This window comes from Niveispirillum sp. BGYR6 (assembly GCF_027568365.1).
Lineage (GTDB): Bacteria > Pseudomonadota > Alphaproteobacteria > Azospirillales > Azospirillaceae > Niveispirillum.
In genome coordinates this window covers 918,256-939,927 of the sequence record NZ_JANLNL010000001.1, presented here as the reverse complement: position 1 = coordinate 939,927, position 21,672 = coordinate 918,256, and the positions used below count along the sequence as shown (strand labels likewise).

At 63.7% G+C, this 21,672-nt stretch carries 8 protein-coding genes; 4 read left to right on the top strand and 4 right to left on the bottom strand.

The annotated features are described in order from the left end of the window. Window positions 1-12,761: autotransporter-associated beta strand repeat-containing protein (locus tag PCJ49_RS03920; protein WP_269909806.1), on the bottom strand; the 12,761-nt coding region annotated here is incomplete at its 3' end. A 453-nt stretch (window positions 12,762-13,214) separates the two neighbouring features. Next, window positions 13,215-14,138 carry a hydrogen peroxide-inducible genes activator gene (locus PCJ49_RS03915; protein WP_269909805.1) on the bottom strand — a complete coding sequence of 308 codons (924 nt, stop codon included), beginning with the start codon at window positions 14,136-14,138 and terminating at the stop codon, window positions 13,215-13,217. A gap of 145 nt (window positions 14,139-14,283) precedes the next feature. Here PCJ49_RS03915 and katG point away from each other — a divergent pair, with 145 nt between their 5' ends. The 4 genes from katG (at window position 14,284) to PCJ49_RS03895 (ending at window position 18,745) form a co-directional block, all read left to right on the top strand. Further along, window positions 14,284-16,464 (top strand): catalase/peroxidase HPI, encoded by a 2,181-nt coding sequence (katG, locus tag PCJ49_RS03910; protein ID WP_269909804.1) that lies wholly within the window; start codon window positions 14,284-14,286, stop codon window positions 16,462-16,464. A 548-nt stretch (window positions 16,465-17,012) separates the two neighbouring features. Beyond that, window positions 17,013-17,774: a tail fiber protein gene (locus tag PCJ49_RS03905; protein ID WP_269909803.1), complete on the top strand. Its 762-nt coding sequence runs from the start codon at window positions 17,013-17,015 to the stop codon at window positions 17,772-17,774. 63 nt (window positions 17,775-17,837) lie between these two features. Beyond that, on the top strand, window positions 17,838-18,155 hold the full coding sequence (locus PCJ49_RS03900; protein WP_269909802.1) for a hypothetical protein: 318 nt from the start codon (window positions 17,838-17,840) through the stop codon (window positions 18,153-18,155). Between the two features lie 23 nt (window positions 18,156-18,178). Continuing rightward, window positions 18,179-18,745 (top strand): GNAT family N-acetyltransferase, encoded by a 567-nt coding sequence (locus PCJ49_RS03895; protein ID WP_269909801.1) that lies wholly within the window; start codon window positions 18,179-18,181, stop codon window positions 18,743-18,745. A 25-nt stretch (window positions 18,746-18,770) separates the two neighbouring features. Here PCJ49_RS03895 and PCJ49_RS03890 read toward each other — a convergent pair whose 3' ends face one another. Both PCJ49_RS03890 and PCJ49_RS03885 read right to left on the bottom strand, forming a co-directional pair. Continuing rightward, entirely contained in the window at window positions 18,771-20,273 is a 1,503-nt protein-coding gene (locus PCJ49_RS03890; RefSeq protein ID WP_269909800.1) for a peptide ABC transporter substrate-binding protein, read from the bottom strand. Continuing rightward, window positions 20,270-21,622: a winged helix-turn-helix domain-containing protein gene (locus PCJ49_RS03885; protein WP_269909799.1), complete on the bottom strand. Its 1,353-nt coding sequence runs from the start codon at window positions 21,620-21,622 to the stop codon at window positions 20,270-20,272. The genes PCJ49_RS03890 and PCJ49_RS03885 overlap by 4 nt, the downstream gene beginning before the upstream one ends. Between the last annotated feature and the right edge of the window lie 50 nt (window positions 21,623-21,672).

The following is a 21,672-nucleotide window of genomic DNA, read 5'->3' as shown; positions in this document are numbered from 1 at the left end:
GTACCGCCCAGCAAATTGGCATCCGCTGCCACGGCCAGGGTGCCGGCCGAAACCGTCAGCCCGCCCGTGCCGGTGTTGCTGCCCGACAGGGTCAGGATGCCGCTGCCCGCCTTGGTCAGCGCCCCGCTGCCGCTGATCACCCCCGACAGGGTGGCATCGGCATCTGCGCGGATGGTGGCCCCCCCGCTCAGGGACACCTCATTGGCCAGGGTTGTCGCGCCGGTGATGATCAGGCTGGTTGCGCTCCTCAGGGTCACCGCCCCTGTGCCCAACCGGTTGGCGCTGTCGATCGACAGCGCACCGTTGCTCACGTCCATGTTCCAGGCCGAGCCGCTGCTGGTTGCGGTGGCCAGCGTCAAGGTACCGCCACCGGCCTTGGTCAGGGTGTTGGTCCCCCCTGTAATGGCGCCCGACAGCGTTACGGCATTGGTGTTGGTGATGGTGCTGTTGCCGGTCAGGGTGATGGCCTTGCTCAGCGTGACATCGCTGCCGGTCACGGCCAACGTGCCGGTGTTCAAGGTCAGGGTGCCGCCGGTCAAATTGCTGCCATCGGCCACCGACAGGGTGCCGGAGGAGATATTGAGGTTGGTGCTGTTGCTGCTGCTGTTGCTGCCGCTCAGCACCACAGTGCCGTTATTCACCTTGTAGGCGGTGAAGGCACCACCCAGCGTGCCACTGATGGTCAGCGTGGTCCCGCTGCTGGCCGACAGCCGTGCATCGGCAGTCAGGGTCACATTGCCGGTCAGCGTGGCGCTGCCGCTGGTGATCTGCACACCGCCAACGCCGCCCAGGGAGACGGCTTCGGCCACGCTTACCCCATTGGCCAGTTCCAGCGTGCCGGAACTGCCGGTCATGGTATTGCCCGCAATGCTACCCAGCGCGCTATTGTGCCCTGCCACCAGCGTGCCCTGATTGATGCTGGTCGTGCCGCCATAGCTGTTGGCGCCGGTCAGGGTGAGCGTGCCGGTGCCGGTCTTGGTCAGATTGCCGTCGCCGCTGATCACGCCGGACAGGGTCAGGGCATTGGCATTGCTGACTGTGCCGTGATTGACGTCCAGGGTAATGGCATTGTCGATGGTGACGTCGCTGCCCGTGACGGTCAGCGTGCCGCCATTCAGCGTCAGCGCCCCCGTCCCCAGATTGGCATCCGCCGCAACCGACAGGGTACCATCCCGCACGGTGGTGCTGCCGCCATAGCTGTTGGTACCCGACAGGGTCAGCGTGCCGGTGCCGGTCTTGATGAGGTTGCCGGCACCGCTGATCACGCCCGACAGGGTCAGGGCATTGGCATTGCTGACCGTGCCGCCCCCTGAGCCCAGGCTGAGCGCATTGTCGATGGTCGTCGCACCGGTGACGGAGAGCGTGCCGCCATCCAGCGTCAGGGTACCGCCCAGCAAATTGGCATCCGCTGCCACGGCCAGGGTGCCGGCCGAAACCGTCAGCCCGCCCGTGCCGGTGTTGCTGCCCGACAGGGTCAGGATGCCGCTGCCCGCCTTGGTCAGCGCCCCGCTGCCGCTGATCGCCCCCGAGAGGGTGACCGCCGCGCCGGTGCTGATGGTGCTGGCCGACGAAATGGCAACCGCATTGTCGATGGTCGTTGCCCCGGTGACGGAGAGGGTGCCGCCATCCAGCGTTACCGTACCGCCCAGCAGATTGGCATCCGCCGCCACGGCCAGGGTGCCGGCCGAAACCGTCATCCCGCCCGTACCGGTCTGCGTGCCGCCAAGCGTGAGCGTGCCTGCACCGGCCTTGGTCAGATTGCCCGACCCGGAGATGACCCCCGACAGGGTAACCGCTGCACTGTTATCAATGGTGCCGGTGGAGGAAATGCTGATGGCCTTGCCGATGGTGGTGGCCCCGGTCACGGCCAGCGTGCCGCCATCCAGGGTCAGCGCGCCGCCCAGCAGATTGGCATCCGCCGCCACCGACAAGGTACCGGCGGAGACGGTCATGGTGCCCGTGCCGGTATTGCTGCCCGACAGGGTCAGCGTGCCGCTGCCCACCTTGGTCAGGGCGCTGGTACCGGAGACGGTGCCCGAGAGGGTCAGTCCGCCGCCCGTCCCGACACCGATCATGCTGTTGGCCGCGAGAGTAACCTGTCCGCTTACCGTGCCGGTACCCGACGCGAGCGTAAGGACCCCGGCCCCGCTGATCCCGCTGCCGGCGATGGTCAGCGCCTCGGTCAGTGTCACCCCGTCAGCGATGCGCAGGCTGGCACCGTCGGTTACCGTGGTCGAGCCTGCATCGGTGCCCAGTGCGCTGTTGCTGCCGGCCGCCAGCGTGCCGGCCGACACGGTGGTCGTCCCGGTATAGGTGTTGCTGCCGGTCAGTGAGAGTTCACCGGTCCCGGTCTTGGTGAAGGTGCCGGAACCGCCGATGACGCCGGAGAGGGTGACGATTGACGAAGTCCCGCCAGTGACGTCGATCGTGCCGCCATTCGCCCCAAGGGACAGCGCATTATTGATCGTTTTGCTGCCTGTCCCGGTCACGGCCAGCGTGCCGCCGTTCAGCGTTACCGTGCCGGCGACCAGATTGTCGTCGCCGGCCACCGAAACGGCCCCCGCCGATACGGTAAGGCCGAGACTGTAAGTGTCGGAGCCGGATGTACGGATGCCAGCTGCAGCGTTGCCGGAATTGCTCAAAGTCAGCGTGCCGCTGCCGGTCTTGGTCAGGGTGCGGTTGTTGGTGGCAAGGCTGTCCAGTGACACGACACCGGACAGGGTGACGTTGCCATCGACGCTGATGCTGTTGGTACCGGCGCCACGCACAGAGATGGGCGTGGCGAAGCTGCCGCTGCCGGTGATCTTCAAGGTCGGGTTGGCGGTGCCCAGGGTGATGACGGAGGTGGCCAGGGTGCGGGTCACCGCCAGTTCCAAGGTACCGAGGTTCACATTGGTGGCCCCGGTGTAGGTGGCGTCTGCCGCGAGCACCAGGGTGCCCAGGCCGGCTTTGCTCAGGCCGCGGCTGCCACCGGTCTCACTGATCACCCCGGTCAGGGTGGCCGTTTTGCCGGTATCAACGGAGATGGCTGCGGCTCCAGCCGAGGGGTTCAGGATGATGGCGTTATCGATGGTTGCAGTGTCGGTGATGCTCAAAGTGCCCCCGACGATGACTGCACCAGTGCCCAGGTTGCTGTCGGCGCTGACGTTCAGCTTGCCTTCCGAGATGCTTGTCGTGCCGGTATAGCTGTTGGTACCGCTGAGGGTCAGCTCTTCAACACCGGTTTTGACGAGGTCGCCGGATCCCGCGATGTTCCCCGACAACACCACCACACCCGTGGTCTCTATGGTACCATGCCCGCTGCCCAGCGTGATGGCGTTGGTGAGCGTGGCGGTGGTCGCGTAATCCGGGGTGATGCGCAGCGTGCCGCCATCAAGGTTCAGGGTGGCGCTGCTGATGTTGCTGGCGTTGTTGATCGCCAGCGTGCCGCCCGTTACCGCCGTGCTGCCGGTGTAGCTGTTGCTGCCGCTCAGCGTCAGCGTGCCCGCCCCGGTCTTGGTCAGATTGCCCGACCCGGCCAGGATGCTGCTGATGGTGGCGGCATCGCTGGTGCCATTGCTGATGCTGAGCGCGCCGGCCAGGTTGATGGTGCTGCCGGCGATGGTCAGCCCGTTGGCCAGATCCAGGTCCAGCGTCTCGCTGGCACCGGCCGTGACGGCGCTGCCCAGGGTGATGGTGCTGCCATCCGCCAGCTTCACCTTGATCGTGTCAGCGCCGGATTGCGCCGCGCCACGGGCCAGGGCTTCGCGCAGCGAGAAGCCGTCGGCGGCATCGCCGTCGCCGTCATCGCTGCTGCTATCGACATAGATCGTGCTGCTGGTGACCGACACGTCCGCTTGGGTGCTGGCACCACTGTCATCGGTTGCCGTGATGCGGATCGTGGCATTCCCATAGGGGGTGCCATTGCTGTACCCGATCGAGCGTACCAGCGCCTGGGCGCGGGCATTGGTGGTATTGGCATCAAAGGTGAAGATCAGCGTGCCCGTGGCGCTGGTATAGGTCCAGGTGGCGAACTGGGTCGCGCCATCGGAAACCGTACCATTGCTGTCGCTGCCCTGGGCGATGCTGCCGGTGAAGCTCAGCCCCTGGCTTGTCAACAGTTTGAACACATCGTTGGCATTGCCGTCCGCTGCGCCTGCGCCGGTGACGCGATGGATGGTCAGGCTGCCACCATTCCAGCCACTTTCCACATCCGCCAGGGTTGCCCCGGTGGTCGCCAGCCCGTCGGCTGCGCCGGTCAGGCTGACGACATTGCCAGTGCCGGTATCGCTGCCATTCAGATCCAGACTGGGGGGCGCATTGTCCCGCAGGGTCAGGTCATTGCCCGTTCCCCCCAGATAGCTGACCATAAACTGCCGGCTGTTGGAGGTGTAGTTGCCACCCTCCGCCACCGTGCCGGCAAGCGTGCCGCTGATGGCGGTCGTCCCCTGCACATCGATGACCCGGAACGTATTGCCGGTGCTGGATGCCGTATAGTTGAGGTCAAGGGCGCTGGTGGCGCCCAGTGTCAGGTTGCCGGTGACCACCACCTGATCATACTGGGTTCCCACCGTCGCCCCGGCCAGATCCAGCTTCAGGGTGCCGTTGAGCGCCAGATTACCATGGATGGTCAGCGTACCGGGCGAATTGCCGGGCGACAAAGTCCCGCCCTGGTCGATCGTGACCGCGCTGCTGCCATTACCGACGCTGCCGGAGCCACCCAGGGTGCCACCGGACGCCACGGTCACATTGCCGGCGTTGGCCATGGTGCCATTCACCAGCATCGTGCCGCCGCTGACGGTCACCGCCCCCGTGAGGCTGTTGGTTCCGCCGACAGTCAAGGTGCCAGCACCCGTCTTGGTCAGGTCATTGCCGGATGTGCCGGCAATGCCGCCGCTCAACGTCACCGTCTTGCCGGTGGCGATATTCACCGCGGCATCACCGTTCAGGGTGAAGGCATTGTCGATGGTTGTATCATCGCTGACATTCAGTGCTGCGCCGTCGGCCAGATAGATCATCCCGTTCAGCAGCGCATCATCACTTGCCACCTGAAGGATGCCGCCATTGACATAGACGGCGCCGGTTACCGCCGCTTCATTGGCGGTATTGGCCAGGATCAGTGTGCCGGCACCCTCCTTGATCAGGTCAGCGCCGTTATTCCCATCATCATCCAGCGTCCCGCTCAGCGTCGCCGTCTTGCCAGTACCGACGCTGACGGTACCCGTGCCGCGCAGGATGATGATGCTGTTGTCATAGTCCCCGGTTTCGGTCAGGCTGAGCGTGCCACCATTGAGCTGCACCGCGCCGCTGCCGAGGTTGCTGTCAGCCGCAATGGCCAGCGTGCCCGCGGTAATGCGGGTGACAAAGGGCGCGCTGCTGCTGGTGCCCGACAGGGTCAAGGTGCCGGTGCCAGTCTTTTCCACACGTGCAGCGTCAGTATCGGCCGTGAAGCTGCCGGAGAATACCGTGCTCTGGTCATTCCCGCCCACCGTCAATATGCCGCTGTTCAGCATGACGGTACCCGCCCCGGAGAGGGAGCCGATTGCCTCATTCTCCCCAAACAGGTCCAAGGTGGCGCCGGCTGCAACCGTCACGGCACTGGTGTCCGCGATGGCCCCGCCGCTGTGTCCCACCGTCAAGGTGCCCGCCGAAATCGTCGTCGCCCCGGTATAGCTGTTGTCGCCAGACAGGGTCAGTCCACCCGTCCCGGCCTTGGTAAAGCCACCGGTAGAGGAAGCACCATCGGCGATGGTGCCAGCGAAGATGGTATTGGTCGACTGGTTGACGGTGAGGGTGGCGTTGCTGTTCAGGGTGATGGCGTTGGTGCTGGACCCACTCAGCGCGCCGATGGTCTCAGAAGCATTCAGGATCAGCGCTGCCGTACCCGTCAGGGTGACGGCATTGCTGTCCTTGACCGCCGCACCGCCCTGGAGCTTGACCGTGCCGCTGCTGACGGCCAGCCCGCCATCCCAATTGCCAGTGCCGGACAGCACCAGATTGCTGCCGGCACCCGTATGGGTAAGGCCGTAGCTGTTGGTATCATCGGTCACGCCACCCGACAGGGTGAGCGTGCTGCCCGATCCGGCCGCCAGTGTGGTGTTGGCGGAGAGGGTGACCTGCCCGCTCAGCGTGGCCGACCCGGTCAGGAGCTGGATGGCCCCGCTGGCATTGGCACCCGTCCCCCCAACGGTGATGGCATCGGCGATGCTGACCCCATCGCTGAGCGCCAGCGAAGCGTCGGCGGCGATCGTCACACCACCCGCTGAGGTGCCAAATGCGGTGTCCTTGGCCGCCGTGACCGTACCGGCACTGATGGTGACCGCCCCGCTGAAGTTGTTGGCGTCACTGCCCCCGATGGTCAGGCTGCCTGTCCCGGTCTTGGTCAGCGCGCCCGTGCCGCTGATCACGCCAGACAGGGTGGAGACACCACTGGAGACGTTAATCGTACCGCCCCCCGAACCCAGCGCGATGGCATTGTCAATCGTCGTCGTACCGGTTACCGACAGCGTGCCGCCGTCAAGGGTGACAGCACCCCCCACCAGATTGCTGTCCGCCGCCACCGAAACCGTGCCACCCGCAACCGTCAGGTCCAGCGTGTAGGTGTTGGCCCCAGAGGTGACAACACCCGCCACTGCGTTCCCGCTGTTGGACAGTGTCAGCGTGCCAGTGCCATTCTTGACAAGGGTGCGGTTGCCGTTCGCATTGCTATCGAGAGAAACCAAGCCCGACAGGGTGACAGCGCCATCGATACTGAACCTATTGGCGCTGCTGCCGCGGACAATGACCGCCGTCGCAAGAGTACCGTCGCCAGTGATCTTCAGGGTTGTGCTGTTCAGGTTGATGGAGGAGGTCGCCAGGGTACGCGTGGCGGCCACTTCCAAGGTGCCGCTATTCAGGTTGGTGGCGCCGGTATAGGTGGCATCAGCCCCGATCACCAGCGTGCCGGTGCCGGACTTGTTCAGCCCGCGGGAGCCGCCCGTCTCGCTGATTCCCCCGGTGAAGGTGGCTACGGCGCCCGTGGAGACATCAATCACCGCCGGGGACGAATTCAGGATGATGGCATTATCAATGGTGGTAGTGGCGGTGACACCCAGCCAGCCATTGGTGTTCAGGGTGACCGAGCCAGCGCCCAGATTGCTGTCGGAGCTGACCTTGACCATCCCGCCGGTGAAGGACGAGGTACCGGTATAGCTGTTGGTCCCGCTCAGGGTCAGCGTGCCCACCCCGCTCTTGGCGAAATTGCCCGAACCCGAAATGTTGCCGGACAGGGTCACGGCACTGGCATTGTTGACCGTGCCGTGGTTGGCGCCCAGGGTGATGGCATTGTCGATCGTGACGTTGGACCCGGTAACGGTCAGGGTGCCGCCATTCACCGTCAGGGCACCGCCCAGCAGGTTGTTGTCAGCCGCCACCGACAGAGAGCCGGAGGTGATGGTTGTGGTCCCGCTGCCGGTGTTGACACCGGACAGGGTCAGCGCACCGGTGCCGGCCTTGGTCAGGTTGCCATTGCCGGAAATGATGCCCGACAGGGTAACGGCGCTGCCGTTGCTGACCGTGCCGCCACCGCTGCCCAGGCTGATGGCATTGTCGACGGTGGTGGCGCCCGTGATTTTCAGAACAGCACCGGCCCCGTTCAAGGTGATGGTGCCGCTGCCCAGATTGCCGTCGCCCGCCACGGACAGGGTATTACTGTTGCCGTTGCTGTCGCTGCCGGTAATGGTGGTGTTGGTATAGGTGTTGGCCCCTGACAGGATTACCGCACCGGTTCCAACAGCACCACCAATGGTCAGGCTGCCATTGCTGATCACGCCGCTGAAGGTCAGGTCGCTGCTGATCGTATTGTCGATCGTGCGATCCGCCCCACCCAGATCAACCGCGCCCGAGAAGGTCATGGCGGCGGAACCTGACAGGGTAAAGGTACCGCCCAATACCACGGCATTGCTGACGATACGCTCAGCGCTGGTCCGCACCTTGCCGCCATTGATGGTCAGCGTGCCGCTGCCGGCGGCAGTATCGGAATTGAACTGCAAAATGCCGCTGTCGAGCGTCGTGCCGCCCGTATGGGTATTGCTGCCCGCCAGGGTCAGAACATTGCCGGCAACAGTACTGGTGGAGGTTAGTTTGCCGCTGCCACTGATGGTCCCCGACAGGGTCACGCTGCCCGCCGAAACATCAACCGTACCGCCGCTGCTGCCCAGCGAAATAGCCTTGGCGTAGCTCAAGGTGGCGGTGCTTGCCAGCGTACCCCCGTTCAGCGTCAAGTCTGAGCTGTTGGTGATGGCGCTGGCACCCACCGCCAATGTCCCATCCGTGACACTCAAGGCACCGGTCCAACTCGTGTTGGTACCGGACAGCGTGACCTTGCCGGCACCCGTCTTGCTCAGGCTGCCGGAACCGGCCAGGGTGCTGCTGATGGTGGCGGTATCCCCCGTGCCGTCGGTGAGGGTCAGTGTGCCGCCCAGGGTCAGCGTGCTGCCGGTGATGGTGACCCCACTGGCAGCATCGGCGTCGATGGTCAAACTTTCGCCAATGGACAGATTACCGGCCAGGGTCAAGGTCGTGTTGGCCAAGGAACTGGCGAGCACAAGGGTCTGGGTGCCGGTGGTGTCGGCGGCGGCAATCGCCACGGCTTCGCTGAAGCTGATACCGTCGGTCACGTCGATGGTGGCCGTGTCGGTGGCGTTTGTCACATAGATCGTGTCACTGGTTACAGTCACATCAGCCGTGGTCGACTGACCGTGGCCATCGCTCAGCGCAAAGCGGATGATTGTATCGCCGGTTGGCGTGTCATTGCGATAGGTGATGTGCCGGGCCACTTCCTGTACCAGGGCGGCGGTGGCGTTGGCATTGAAAGTGATGGTCAGCACGCCGTTGCTGTTGGTGTAGCTGCCGATTGTCTGGCTGTTGGACACCAGAGTGGAGCCATTCAGGCTGATGCCGGACCCATCCAGGCTAAAGCCGAATACATCACTGGTCAGCGCATTATCTTTGCGCTGAATGGTCAGCGTCGCTGCATCCCAATTGCCGGCAAGATCATTTTCGACGTCACTGATGGTCACATTGTTGGACGCATCCAACCCAACAGTACCCCCGACACCGGCCCAGGCGACGCTGTCACCCGCCAGCCCGGTAATCACCGGCGCATTATTTGTCGGCGCGGTCAGGGTGAAGTTATTCCCGGTGCCACCGGGACCTCTGTAAGACGCCGTCAGTACAGTGCCATTACCACTGGCCGTAACGGTGCCGGCTTCGGCCACGCCGGTAAAGGTGCCGGTGATGGCGTCGGAACCGTCATTGTCGATGATCACATATTCGGCCTGATTGGCGGCAGAATAAGAATGTCTGGCGGAAATCACGGCATTTGTGACATCGACAGTGCCCTTGACCACCACCTGGTCGTAACCGGTACCCGCCGCCGCCCCGGCAATATCCACGGCCAGGGTGGCGTTGGTCTGCACCGCCAGATTGCCATTGATGGTCAGTGTGCCGGCGCCATTATTGGTGCCAGCGACACCGGGGGCCAGGGTGCCGTTGCTGCCAATGACGACAAGGTTCGTTGAGTTGTTGGCAAAAATGGTGCCCGTGCCGGCCAGCGTAGCACCACTATTCACAGTAACAGCGCTGGTGCCGCCCAGCGAACCTGTGACCAGCAAGGTGCCGCCATTGACACCGATATTCGTACTGCCCGTATAGGTATTGTTACCACTCAGAATCAGTGTGCCGGCGTCGATCTTGGTGAAAGTATAGGTACCGCTGATCCGGTCGCTTACTGTCAGGCTGGCATTCGTCCCCACGCCGATCTGGGCAGCGCCGCCCATCGTTATGACGCCGCTGAGGGTGGCGCTGCCGCTGGAAAGGCGCAGCGCCCCGGCGCTGGAGATACCGGCGCCGGCAATGGTGATTTTTTCAGCCACCGTCAGGCCATCGGCCAAGACAAGGGTGGTGCCGCTGACGATGGTTGTAATGCCGCTGGTGTCGCCCAACGCATTATTGTGCCCAGCGACGAGCGTGCCGCCGCCGGCGGCTGTCGTGATATTGCCGCCCCAGGCATTATTATCACCGGTCAGGGTCAGGGTGCCCGTGCTGCCCTTTGTCAGTGTAAAAGTACCGTTGATGACACCGCTGATGGTCAGGTTGCCGCTTGGCGCCACATCAATACGGGAAGCGGCCGCCAGCGTCACGCTACCGCTGATCGTGGCGGTCCCATTGCCGACAATCGCGCCGGAATTGCTGACGCCAGTCCCGCTGATGGTCAGATTTTCTGCCAGGGTGACGCCGTCGGCCACGCTGAGGTACGCGCCGGCAACGACGGTGGTGCCGGCATCGGTGCTGCCAAGGGCGCTGTTATTTCCGACCGCCAGCGTGCCGGCAGAGATGGTGGTCACCCCGGTATAGGTGTTGGCGCCGCTCAGGGTCAGCGTGCCGGTGCCGGTTTTGGACAGCGCGCCCGTACCGGAGATGACGCCGGAGAAGGTGGAAGAGCTGCCACCCGAACCGACGGTCAGGGTGCGGCTGCCAAGCGTGACACTGCCGGCACCGCTCAACCCACCGATCGTTTCATCGGTGCTCAGCGCCAGGGTGGCACCGGCTGCTACACTCACCGCGCCGCTGTCGGCCAGGGCTGCTCCACCGCTGACAGTCAGCGTGCCGGCGGAAATGGTGGTGGCGCCGGTATAGGTGTTGGAACCCGACAGGGTGAGTGTGCCGGCCCCGCTCTTGGTCAACCCAAAATTGGCGCCTGCAATGATGGTGGAAATGGTGGCCGTATCGCCAGCGCCGTTGCTGATGGTCAGCCCGCCGCCCAGATTCAGGGTGCTGCCGCTGATGGTCAGGCCATTGGCCTGATCCAGGTCCAGGCTATCGCCAGAACCGGCGGTGACGTCGCTGCCCAGGGTGATGGCGGAATTGTCCGCAAGCTTGACAATAATCGTGTCGGCACCGGACTGTGCCGCGCCGCGGGCCAGCGCTTCACGCAATGAGAAGCCATCGGCGGCGTCGCCACCGGCATCATCGCTGCTGTTGTCGACATAGATTGTGCTGCTGGTGACGGTTACGTCAGCATTGCTGGTGTTGGTGCCATCGGAGAGCGCAAAGCGGATGGTGGCGTCGCCATAGGGGGTGGCGTTGCTGTACTGAATGTTGCGCATAACGCTTTGCACCAGCGCCGTCGTCGCCACAGTCCCGCTGCTGGTGAAATTGATGGTCAGTACGCCCCCGCTTTTGCTGTATGTGGCGAAGGTCTGGCCGCCGGACTGCAACGCTGAGCCGGTATCGGTGAAGCCGCTGGCGTTGAAGCTGAACACATCCTGGGCGGTGGCGTCCGCTGTCCCGGATTTCACCCGCTGGATTATCAGGCTGGCGCCGGCCCAGTCGCCGGCACCGCCGTTGAGGGCGTCCAACTCCGTATCACTAACCGTCAGGGCCGTGCCGGCATCCAGATTGACAGTGTTGCCGACCCCGGCCCAAGCGACGGAATCGGAGTCCAGATTGGTGATGACCGGCGCGCTGTTACCGCCGCCGGTATTGGTGGAGGTGAAGCTGAAAACAACGCTTTTACCGTCCCCGGTGACGCCATTAACGGAACCCGGATCCACCTGGATCGTCTTCTGTGCGGGGTCGCTGGACAGAATCGTCGCCGTCGGACTGCCGCCCTGGGTAGAATTGCTCGTCAGGGTGACGTTCGTGATCTTGTCGAGCGTTCCCCCGCTGAACACCAAATCAATCGGACCAGACCAGGCGCCATTGACCAAACTGATGGTGATCGTGGAGGACGAGGGATCGATGTCAATCGTAAGGTTTCCGAAGTCAATCTCATTGCCTGCCCCAATGGCGACGGCACCGTTGCTGTAGGAATTGGTGTGGTCATTGGGGTCGAGAAAATTGACGGAGGCGCCCGTGACGGACAGCAGCAGGTGATAATCCGTATCCTGGATCGAAGCCGCTTCAATAGTGCCGGTGCTGCGTTCCAGTGTCCAATCGCCCCCCTGTACGGACCAGCCGGTCAGGTTGGTGGAGGCGGCGACGTCTGCCCCCGTCAGGGTTGACAGATCCTGGATGAAGGTGACGCCATCGGCCCCCTTCGCCACATCGCACCCGTAGAGCAGCAGGTCACCGTCTGCCGTCAGGGCCTGGCCGATGCGGGCCAGATCGGCGGAACGGGTGGCCAGATCAGCCTGGTTCAGGGTTGCGGTGCCAAGATGCAGCTCCGCCTCGCTGCCATGGGACAGAATGTGGATGGCGCTGTAGCCGCTGTGGGTCGCCGCCCAATCGGCCATCTGGGTGACCCCGTCGGTGCCGGCATCCAGCAGCACCACCTCCATCCCTGGCTTCACGGAATCGCGCAACTGCTGCCAATTCGTCACGCTGGTATCGATGAAGGTCACTTCCTTGCGGTCGGCCGTGGGGGCAGCCACCGGGGTGGTCAGGGGGGCAGGGGCCGTTTCGGCAGGGGAGGCGGCAGCAGGGGCGGCTGCGGGGGGCGGTTCAGGCGGATTGTGTGTCGTGGCGGCTTTGCTGTCCGCATCGCGCAGGGCGCTGGCGGCATCGGCAGCGTGATCATGCTGCGGTTCTGTTATCTGCTGTGCGGCTGACAGGGTCAGGGCGTCGGCGGCGGTGGCCACCGCCGCCGCATCAAACATGATGCGCGGTTCCAGCGACAGTTCCTGACGGCGACGGCGTCCCTTCTTCGGCGGTTCCGCCGTCGCCTGTACGGCGATTTCGGTCCCTTCCTGCTGGGTGGTGGTCTTCGTCGTCGACTTGCCGCTACGAACCTTGCCGGTCATTCCCCGCCCCTTACTCGCCCAGAATTGCGAAAATCCGCCCCCCAAAGGGAAGACGTAAGTTAAACTGTGTGCGTGCTGACGTTAACCGAAACTGTAAATGCGTTAACGCGGACCTATCATTTCTAAAAAATATCTCTAACCCCGTCACAAGACCAGTTAGATTTTTTTATTTTCACGGTCCTGCATGTCGCCAGAGTTGCGCGTGAGCCTCACCAGAGGTGCATACCTGCATGATTCCAACTGGCTTTGACCGCTATATGGTTGTCCTGCGGGTGGAAACGCCCGGTCGGGTAAGGCAACATGGTTAAGGAGTGGTCTTTAGACATTCCCTGCCGACCTACACCCGAACACAAAGGGAATTCGGTCGCCATTGGAAATGATCAGTGTTCCCTCACGTGCCCGCGGTCGCTGGCCTCCAGCCCACCTGAAAGTCAACCTTTAGGCGGGTGGGTATCAGGCGTCGCTGTCCGGTTGCAGAAACCCCGCTGCACACTGGCGCATGTCTTCACCGATGCGGCGGACGATACCGCCCACGGCCTGCAGCTCGCCGGCCAGCGGATGGCTGCGCCGCCAGATCATGCCGATGGTGCGGCTGGGGCGGGGGGAGGCGAGGCGGGCGAGCGCGATGCGGGCGGACCGGGTTTCCACCCCCAGCGCCATTTCCGGCACCAGGGTGATGCCGATCCCGGCCCCCACCATCTGCACCAGGGTGGAGAGCGAGCTGCCTTCCATCATGTTATGCGGGGCTTCGGCGGCAGACAATTTGCAAAAGGCCAGCGCCTGCTCACGGAAGCAATGGCCCTCCTCCAGCAGCAGCAGGCGCATCTGCCACAGCTTGTCGGCCGCCGGCACGGGCTTGCCCGCGTCGGCCGGCGGGCGCACCAGCACGAATTCCTCCTCAAACAAGGGCATTTCGTGCAGGGAGGCTTCGGAGACGGGCAGGGCGACGATGGCCGCATCCAGTCGCCCATCCATGATATCTTCCAGCAGCTTCTGGGTAATGGCCTCCCGCGGGCGCAAATCCAGCCCCGGATAGGTCTGTGCCAGTTCGGCCACCAGGGCCGGCAGCAGATAGGGCGCCACCGTGGGGATAGCGCCCAGCCGCAATTGCCCCATGAAAGGCGCGCGGGCGGCCCGCACCAGATCTTCCAGCGCATCCACGCTGCGCAAAATCTCATGCACCTGGGTGGCGAAGGCCTCCCCCAGCGCGGTCAGCCGGATTTGCCGGGGCGTGCGCTCCACCAGGGGGGAGCCCACCAGATCCTCCATTTCCTTGATCTGCACCGACAGGGCGGGCTGGGAAATGGCGCATTCCTCCGCCGCCCGCCCAAAATGCCCAAGACGGGCCAGCGCATCGAAATAACGCAGATGCTTCATGGAAAACGGGATCATAAGGTTAGCCTATCACGCCTTTAAGGTAATGCAATTATACCGCAATGGCCGACCCTGATACTTTGGCGTCCAGGGCGCCAAGGCGCCGCAAGGAATCGACAAACATCAGGCTAAACCGGCGGAGGCAAGAATGGAAGGCAACAAAATTACCAGTGCCAGCGGCAAATGTCCCTTCATGCATGGGGGCAATACGGCGAACAGCAGCAGTACCACCCATTGGTGGCCCAATGCGCTCAACCTCGACATTCTGCACCAGCACGATACCAAGACCAACCCGCTGGGTCAGGGCTTCTCCTACCGCGAGGCGGTGAAGAGCCTGGATTTCGACGCGATCAAGCGCGACATGCATGCGCTGATGACCGACAGTCAGGATTGGTGGCCGGCGGATTGGGGCCATTATGGCGGGCTGATGGTCCGCATGGCCTGGCATTCCGCCGGCACCTATCGCGTTGCTGACGGCCGTGGCGGTGGCGGCAGCGGCAATCAGCGCTTCGCCCCGCTGAACAGCTGGCCGGATAATGTCAGCCTGGACAAGGCGCGCCGCCTGCTGTGGCCGATCAAGAAGAAGTACGGCAACAAGATCAGCTGGGCCGACTTGATCATTCTGGCCGGTACCATCGCCTATGAGAATATGGGCCTGAAGACCTTTGGTTTTGCCTTTGGTCGTGAGGATATCTGGCACCCCGAGAAGGATATTTATTGGGGCGCGGAGAAGGAATGGCTGGCCCCGTCCGACGGGCGCTATGGCAATGTTGATGAACCCGCCACCATGGAAAACCCGCTGGCCGCGGTGCAGATGGGCCTTATCTATGTCAATCCGGAAGGGGTGAACGGCAAGCCCGACCCGCTGAAGACGGCGGCCCAGGTACGGGAAACCTTTGCCCGCATGTCGATGAATGACGAAGAGACGGTGGCCCTGACGGCTGGCGGCCATACGGTGGGCAAGGCCCATGGCAATGGCGATGCCAGCAAGCTGGGCCCCAACCCGGAAGCCGCCGATGTGACCGAGCAGGGCTTTGGCTGGTCCAACCCGAACCAGAGCGGCAAGGGCCGTTTCACCGTCACCTCGGGCCTTGAAGGGGCCTGGACCACCCATCCGACCAAGTGGGATGATGGCTATTTCCACATGCTGTTCAACCATGAATGGGAATTGCGCAAGTCCCCCGCCGGGGCCTGGCAGTGGGAGCCGGTGAATATCAAGGAAGAGGATAAGCCGACCGACGTGGAAGACCCGTCGATCCGTTACAACCCGATCATGACCGATGCCGACATGGCCATGATCAAAGATCCGGCCTATCGCCAGATTTCCGAGCGCTTCTATAAAGACCCGGCCTATTTCAATGAAGTCTTCGCCCGCGCCTGGTTCAAGCTGACCCACCGCGATATGGGCCCCAAGGCCCGCTATGTCGGCCCGGATGTGCCGGCCGAAGACCTGATCTGGCAAGATCCGGTACCGGCCGGCCGCACGGATTATGATGTGGCGGCGGTGAAGGCGCGGATTGTGGCTTCTGGCCTCTCCATCCCGGAACTGGTCGCCACCGCCTGGGACAGTGCCCGCACCTTCCGTGCCTCGGACAAGCGCGGCGGGGCCAATGGTGCCCGCATCCGGCTGGCCCCGCAGAAGGATTGGGAAGGCAATGAACCGGCCCGTCTGGCCAAGGTGCTGGCAGTGCTGGAACCCATCGCCGCTGCGACGGGTGCTTCGCTGGCCGATACCATCGTGCTGGCTGGCAATGTCGGGATCGAACAGGCAGCCAAGGCGGCCGGCTTTGACATCACCGTACCCTTCGCCCCCGGCCGGGGCGATGCCAGCGACGCCCAGACCGATGCCGACAGTTTCGCCGCGCTGGAACCGGTCCATGACGGTTTCCGCAACTGGGTCAAGAAGGCCTATGTGGTCAGCCCGGAGGAGCTGCTGCTGGATCGGGCGCAGTTGATGGGCCTGACAGCGGTGGAATTGACGGTGCTGGTTGGCGGCTTGCGGGTGCTGGGTGCCAACCATGGCGGCAGCAAGGATGGCGTCTTCACCGAGCGTGAAGGGGCTTTGACGAATGACTTCTTCGTCAACCTGACCGACATGGCCTATCGCTGGCAGAAGGGCGATGGCGTCACCTATGAAATCCGCGACCGCAAGACGGGGGCGGTGAAATGGACGGCCTCGCGGGTTGATCTGGTGTTCGGTTCCAACTCCGTGCTGCGCGCCTATGCGGAGCTTTATGCCCAGGACGATAATGCACAGAAATTCGTGCAGGATTTCGTCGCCGCCTGGGTGAAGGTGATGAATGCCGACCGGTTCGACCTGACGGCCTGATGCGTTGTATCATCATCGCAGGTTCTGGTGGGGCCCATCGCCCACCGGAACCTGCGATTTTTTTTTGGGGGCCGGCCGGTCGGCCCACCTTTTCAAAACGGTTCACTGCTTTTGTCCGTCATAGTACCAATCTCCCTTGATCGTGACCGATCCAGGGAGATTTCGCGTCCCCTCATGCGCCGGGCGGGCGCGTCCGCGCCCTTGGCTTGCGCGCCACGAGGTGCTGAGCCGGCAGTCGCCGGCCTCCAACCCACCTAAAGGTCAATCTTTAGGTGGGTTGGTGTCAGAACGAGCACTATGACTGGCACAGCTGTATGGATGCGCCCTTCAGGGGTGTTTGCCGGAAAAAATCGCAGCCAGATCAATTTCAGGCCAGAACATAGTTCCCCCGCCGGTCGGTTTTGGTGTATATGCTCCCGCTTTAGGTGTAGTTTGCCTATGCGTGGATGCACCAAACTTGGCAAACGTATTATGCCTATTCCTGTAGGCAGGAAACCGGCCGCCCCTGCCTGTCTCTATTGTGGCCTGTTTCAGAAGGATGGACACAGATGGAATATATGATGGGCTCGATCGTGCCGTGGGCCGGGAATTTCACGCCCCGGGGTTTTATGACTTGTCAAGGTCAGACTCTTGCCATTCAGCAATACAATGCCCTTTTTGCAATTATGGGAACAATCTATGGGGGTAATGGTTCAAGTACTTTTATGCTTCCTGATTTGCGGGGGCGCACCATCGTTGGTGTGAATACAAGCAATGGCGCGTTGCCCGTATTGCAGTTGGGGCATACTGCCGGCAGCCCCGCTGTTGGCGGCGTCATTAACAGCCAGGGGGCATTCACCCTTGGGATTAATAATTTGCCACAACACACTCATACGGCTGTATTCTCGCCCACCACCGGAAGCCAGACGGTGACCATGGGCCAAGGGGCCTCGACCCTGTCCGCTAACGTGGCCATCCCGGTTGTGGACAATGCGACCGCAAGCACCACGACGCAGCAGCCGAATGCTGCTATGGCCCTGGCCAACGCCTTCACGAAAAACGGTCCAACCACCTATAATACGCAGGTTTACAGCACGGCGGCCACGACGACGACGCTGAAGCCGTTTCCTGCCGCCGTATCTGGCAGTGTCGGTGCCTTGACTGGCAGTATCACTACGGTTACGGGTGGTACCGTCACCGTGGGCGCGACGGGGGCCGGTCAGGCTGTCGTGGTCAGCTCGGCTGGTGCTTACTCCATCAACGTCACGCAGCCCAGCTTGGGATTGACGTACCTGATCGTTGTCGATGGCATCTTCCCATCGCGCGACTGAACCGAAGCAGGCCGGTCCCCTGAACAGGACCGGCCTTTTTTCATCTGGATAGAATGGCTGCACATGCTCGACATCGTAACGAGGGATATGTTTTTCCCCCACCTCGACAAAAAATGGGTCCTGGAAGATGGCGGCGGCGGATATCTCGAATTAACCTTGGTGAAGGCGAACCCAATGCATCGGACCAAGATCGCCCTTGTCCAGCGCATGCCGTTCCTGCTGATATTTCGGGGGCCATCTGACAAGATAGCCAACGAAGGCACTTACAATCTGAGCCACCCCATTGTCGGAACGATTGAGGGGGTTAACGTGGTACCCACCATGGACCTGATGGACCCCGACCATCCCGGCGCGCGCTATTATCAGGTTATTTTCTGCTGATAGGGCAGGAGCTGGGGGATGCCATGACGGTTCAGTCGGTACCAGCCACTGCGCTGATTGATGCCTTCGCCGTCCGCGCCGGTACCGCGTTTGCGGCCCGGCTGGCGGGGCAGGCGGACCTGGACTGGCTGCAAAGCCTGTTCACAGAGTGTATGCGGGAATCCCATGCCCGCATCGTTGGTCCGGAAATCGCGGACCGGGTGACCGCCATGCTAGCCTCCCAGCAATTCGCTCTGCGTCGGCGAGCCTATACCAGCGACTATCCCGGTTTCACCGAACTGATCCTGACGCGTGCAGATGGCCTGATGATCGGCGCCTTCTGCTGGATGGCTGTACTGGACGGGAATGCGCATATAGTGGATATCGCGGTCCTGCCAGGTCAACGAACGGGGTTCCCGGGGCGCCTGATGCTGCAGGCTTGGCTGGACGTAACCGACCGGCAGGGGCTGACGACGAGTCTTTATGTGGAACCGACCAACCCCGCCCGACTGATCTATGAGCGGCTGGGTTATGGTGTAACCGACCCAACCGCCATGCCCTTGCACATGACGCGGCAGGCCCAGCCATGTCCGCCGTTTCAGGGGGGATAATGGTCAGGTTCCATGGTCTCGTCCGTCAATCCCCCGCAAGTGACAGCTGGCTGACAGGGTGGATGTCATAGACATTATCCTGCCAGCCGCGCAGGGCGGGCGATACCAGCCGCTGGGAACTGCCGAAACTGATCGGGATGATGCGGCCGCTCTCCAGGATTTGCCGTTCCAGCGCCCGCAACCCCGGCTCATCGGCCGGCAATACCGTGCCGGGCGGCAGAAAGGCGGCCAGCGCGTAAGACGGGGCGTAGGAAATCCAGGTATTCAGCACAAAGCCGTTGAAATTACCACTGGCGCCCCGTTGGGTAACGATGCGGCTTTCCTGGCCGACCAGTTCGGTTTCCACCCCCAAAACCTGCTTCCATTGTGCGGCAATTGCCACCACGCGCTGGCGCACCGGCTCGGTTGCTGCGTGCAGGATTTCCACTTTCGGCGGCGGCCGGCTGGGGCCATAGCCGGCACGGGTCAGCGCATCGCGGGCGGCCTGCTGGCGGGCCGTGTTGGCCGGAATGTCGGCGGCCGCCTGTCCGCTTTCCCGCCACAGGCCAGGCGGTACCAGCCCATGGGCCGGGATGGCGCGGCCCTGGCTGGGGGCGGTCAGCTGGTCGCGGTCGAGCGCCAGCGCCAGGGCGGTCAGAAAGGCCGGATTATCCCGCCATGCCGGCCCGTTCTGGTTGGCGCGCAGATAGGTCAGCATGGTCCAGGGATGGATATGCAGGCTCCCGGGCATTTCCTGTCGCGCCCAACCCACCATGGCCCCGGGCAGGCTGCTGGTGACGTGCAGGGCGCCGGTACGGAACAGGTTCAGTTCCATTTCCGGCCCGTCGCTGACCACCAGTTCCACCGCTGTCATGGCGGGTGGTGTGCGGTAATAATCGTTACGGACCAGATGATAGGCGCTGTGCAGCTGATGCCCGGCCAGCCGGTAGGGGCCATTGCAGACCAGCCTGTCCGCGGCGGCGAAACCATTCCCCGCCTTTTCCAGGGTCGGCCCATGCACCGGCAGGGTGATGCGGTGGGCCAGCACCATGTCGAAATCGGCCGATGGACGCGCCAGCCGCACTTCCAGCCTGTCGGCATCCAGGGCCTGGATGCCCAGCTGTTCCGGTGGCAGCTGGCCCTGGCGGATGGCGGTGGCATTCGCCACCCCGTCCAACAGATCGGCGATGCCCGATGCCGTGGCCGGGTCCACCGCCCGGCGCCAGCCGCGCACGAAATCATCTGCGGTCAGCCGGTCGCCATTCCACCAGCTTGCATCACGGCGCAGATGGAAGGTCCAGGTCAGCCCATCGGCGCTCTGTTCCCAGCGCTCCGCCACGCCCGGCACCGTGCGGCCCGATCCATCGCGGGTCAGCAGCCCTTCGCACAGTTCCTGCAATACCCGCCCGGCCCCCAGGGTCAGGCCGCGATGCGGGTCCAGCGTTTCCGGCTCCGGCCCGATGCCGATGCGCAGAATATCTGCCCCCGTCGCCGGGCCGGCCAGGGCAAGCGCCAGTACGGCAAGGGCGACAGGGACGGCCCGCGTCATGACGGCGCGCGCAGCCCCTGGGCGAAGGCGCGCACCAGCGGGTTCAGGCTGAACCCGTCGCCCGCCCGTTCCAGCATGGATTTTTCCTGCAGGGTGGCAAGCCCGCTGGCCAGCGGCATGGTGCTGTCGCTGTACAGGGCCTGATCGGCCTCCTCCTGGCTGAATTCATCATCCAGGTCGGACAGCAGGCGTAAGGCCCGCCTTTCTGTTCCGCTCAACAGATTGAAGGCCCAGCCCATGGCGGCGCCCAGCGACTGGTGCCGCGCCGGGCCGGGCCGGCGCATACCGGGCAGGGCGCGCATCGGGTCGCGGCTGGCCTGTTCGGTGGCATTCAACCCCAGCAGACCGCTGGCGCGGGCGGCGATTTCCACCCCCAGCGGCACCCCGCCCAGATGGCGACAGATATTGGCGATGGCGTCTGCCACCCCGCTGTCAGGCTGGAAATTCAGCCCGGCGGCGCTGGCCGCTTCCACAAACAGGGCGTTGGCGCCGTTGGGCTGGGCGGCGTCGGCCGCCGATACGCCAAGCGGTGACAGGCGCACGCAGCAGGGCCGCAACCGGCGATGGGCAACGTGAGAGGTGATCAGCACCGCCGCCTGCGGGCAGGCCTCCAGCAGGCGGCGGATGAAATCCAGCGCGCCATCGCCCAGCAGTTCCGCCCCGTCCAGCAACAGCAGACAGGCACGGTTATGGATCCGCTCCAGCAAGGCCGGTACCGGGCCAGCACTGCCACCCAAGGCCAGGGCCATGCCGATACGGCTGGCCAGCGCGTCGGCGTCGGCAATGGCCAATCCGGACAGTGGTACCAGCCATTGCCCATCACCGAAATCATCCGCCAGCAACCGGGCCGCGGCACAGGCCAGCCGGGTCTTGCCGGTGCCGGACAGACCGGAAATCAACAGCAGCCGGTCGCGTCGGACCCGTTTCAGCACATTGCCCAGTTCCACTTCCCGCCCGGTCAGCGCCCCCAGCATATGCGGGATATTGCCGATGGGGCGGGCCGCACCGGTTGCCGGCATGGCCAGCCGATAGCCACGGCCATGCACGGTGAGGATGATGGAAGCGTTGCTGTCACCGATGGCGGCGCGTAAGCCGGAAATCTGGACCGCCACATTGGCGGGATCAACGATCTGGCCCGGCCATACCCGGTCCAGCAATTGGGCGGGGGAAACATCGCGCCCGATATTTTCTGCCAGAATGGCCAGCAGACTGGTCGCGCGGCGCCCCAGCGGCACGGGCACGCCGCTGCGGCAGGTCAGCCGGCCATTGGCCGGATGGAAGCGAAAGGCCCCAATCGGGATTTCCGCGGCAGCGGCCCCCGGCAATCCATCCCCCGTTTCCGGCAGCATCCCATCCCCCATCTGCCCGATTGAGGTTGCGGCACCCGGTCGGATGACGC

Excerpts from the sequence above, each read along its gene's own strand:
- PCJ49_RS03890 (WP_269909800.1), bottom strand. The coding sequence starts at position 20,273 with ATGACGCGGGCCGTCCCTGTCGCCCTTGCCGTACTGGCGCTTGCCCTG.
- PCJ49_RS03885 (WP_269909799.1), bottom strand. The coding sequence starts at position 21,622 with ATGCTGCCGGAAACGGGGGATGGATTGCCGGGGGCCGCTGCCGCGGAA.
- katG (WP_269909804.1), top strand. The coding sequence starts at position 14,284 with ATGGAAGGCAACAAAATTACCAGTGCCAGCGGCAAATGTCCCTTCATG.
- PCJ49_RS03905 (WP_269909803.1), top strand. The coding sequence starts at position 17,013 with ATGGAATATATGATGGGCTCGATCGTGCCGTGGGCCGGGAATTTCACG.
- PCJ49_RS03895 (WP_269909801.1), top strand. The coding sequence starts at position 18,179 with ATGACGGTTCAGTCGGTACCAGCCACTGCGCTGATTGATGCCTTCGCC.
- PCJ49_RS03900 (WP_269909802.1), top strand. The coding sequence starts at position 17,838 with ATGCTCGACATCGTAACGAGGGATATGTTTTTCCCCCACCTCGACAAA.
- PCJ49_RS03915 (WP_269909805.1), bottom strand. The coding sequence starts at position 14,138 with ATGAAGCATCTGCGTTATTTCGATGCGCTGGCCCGTCTTGGGCATTTT.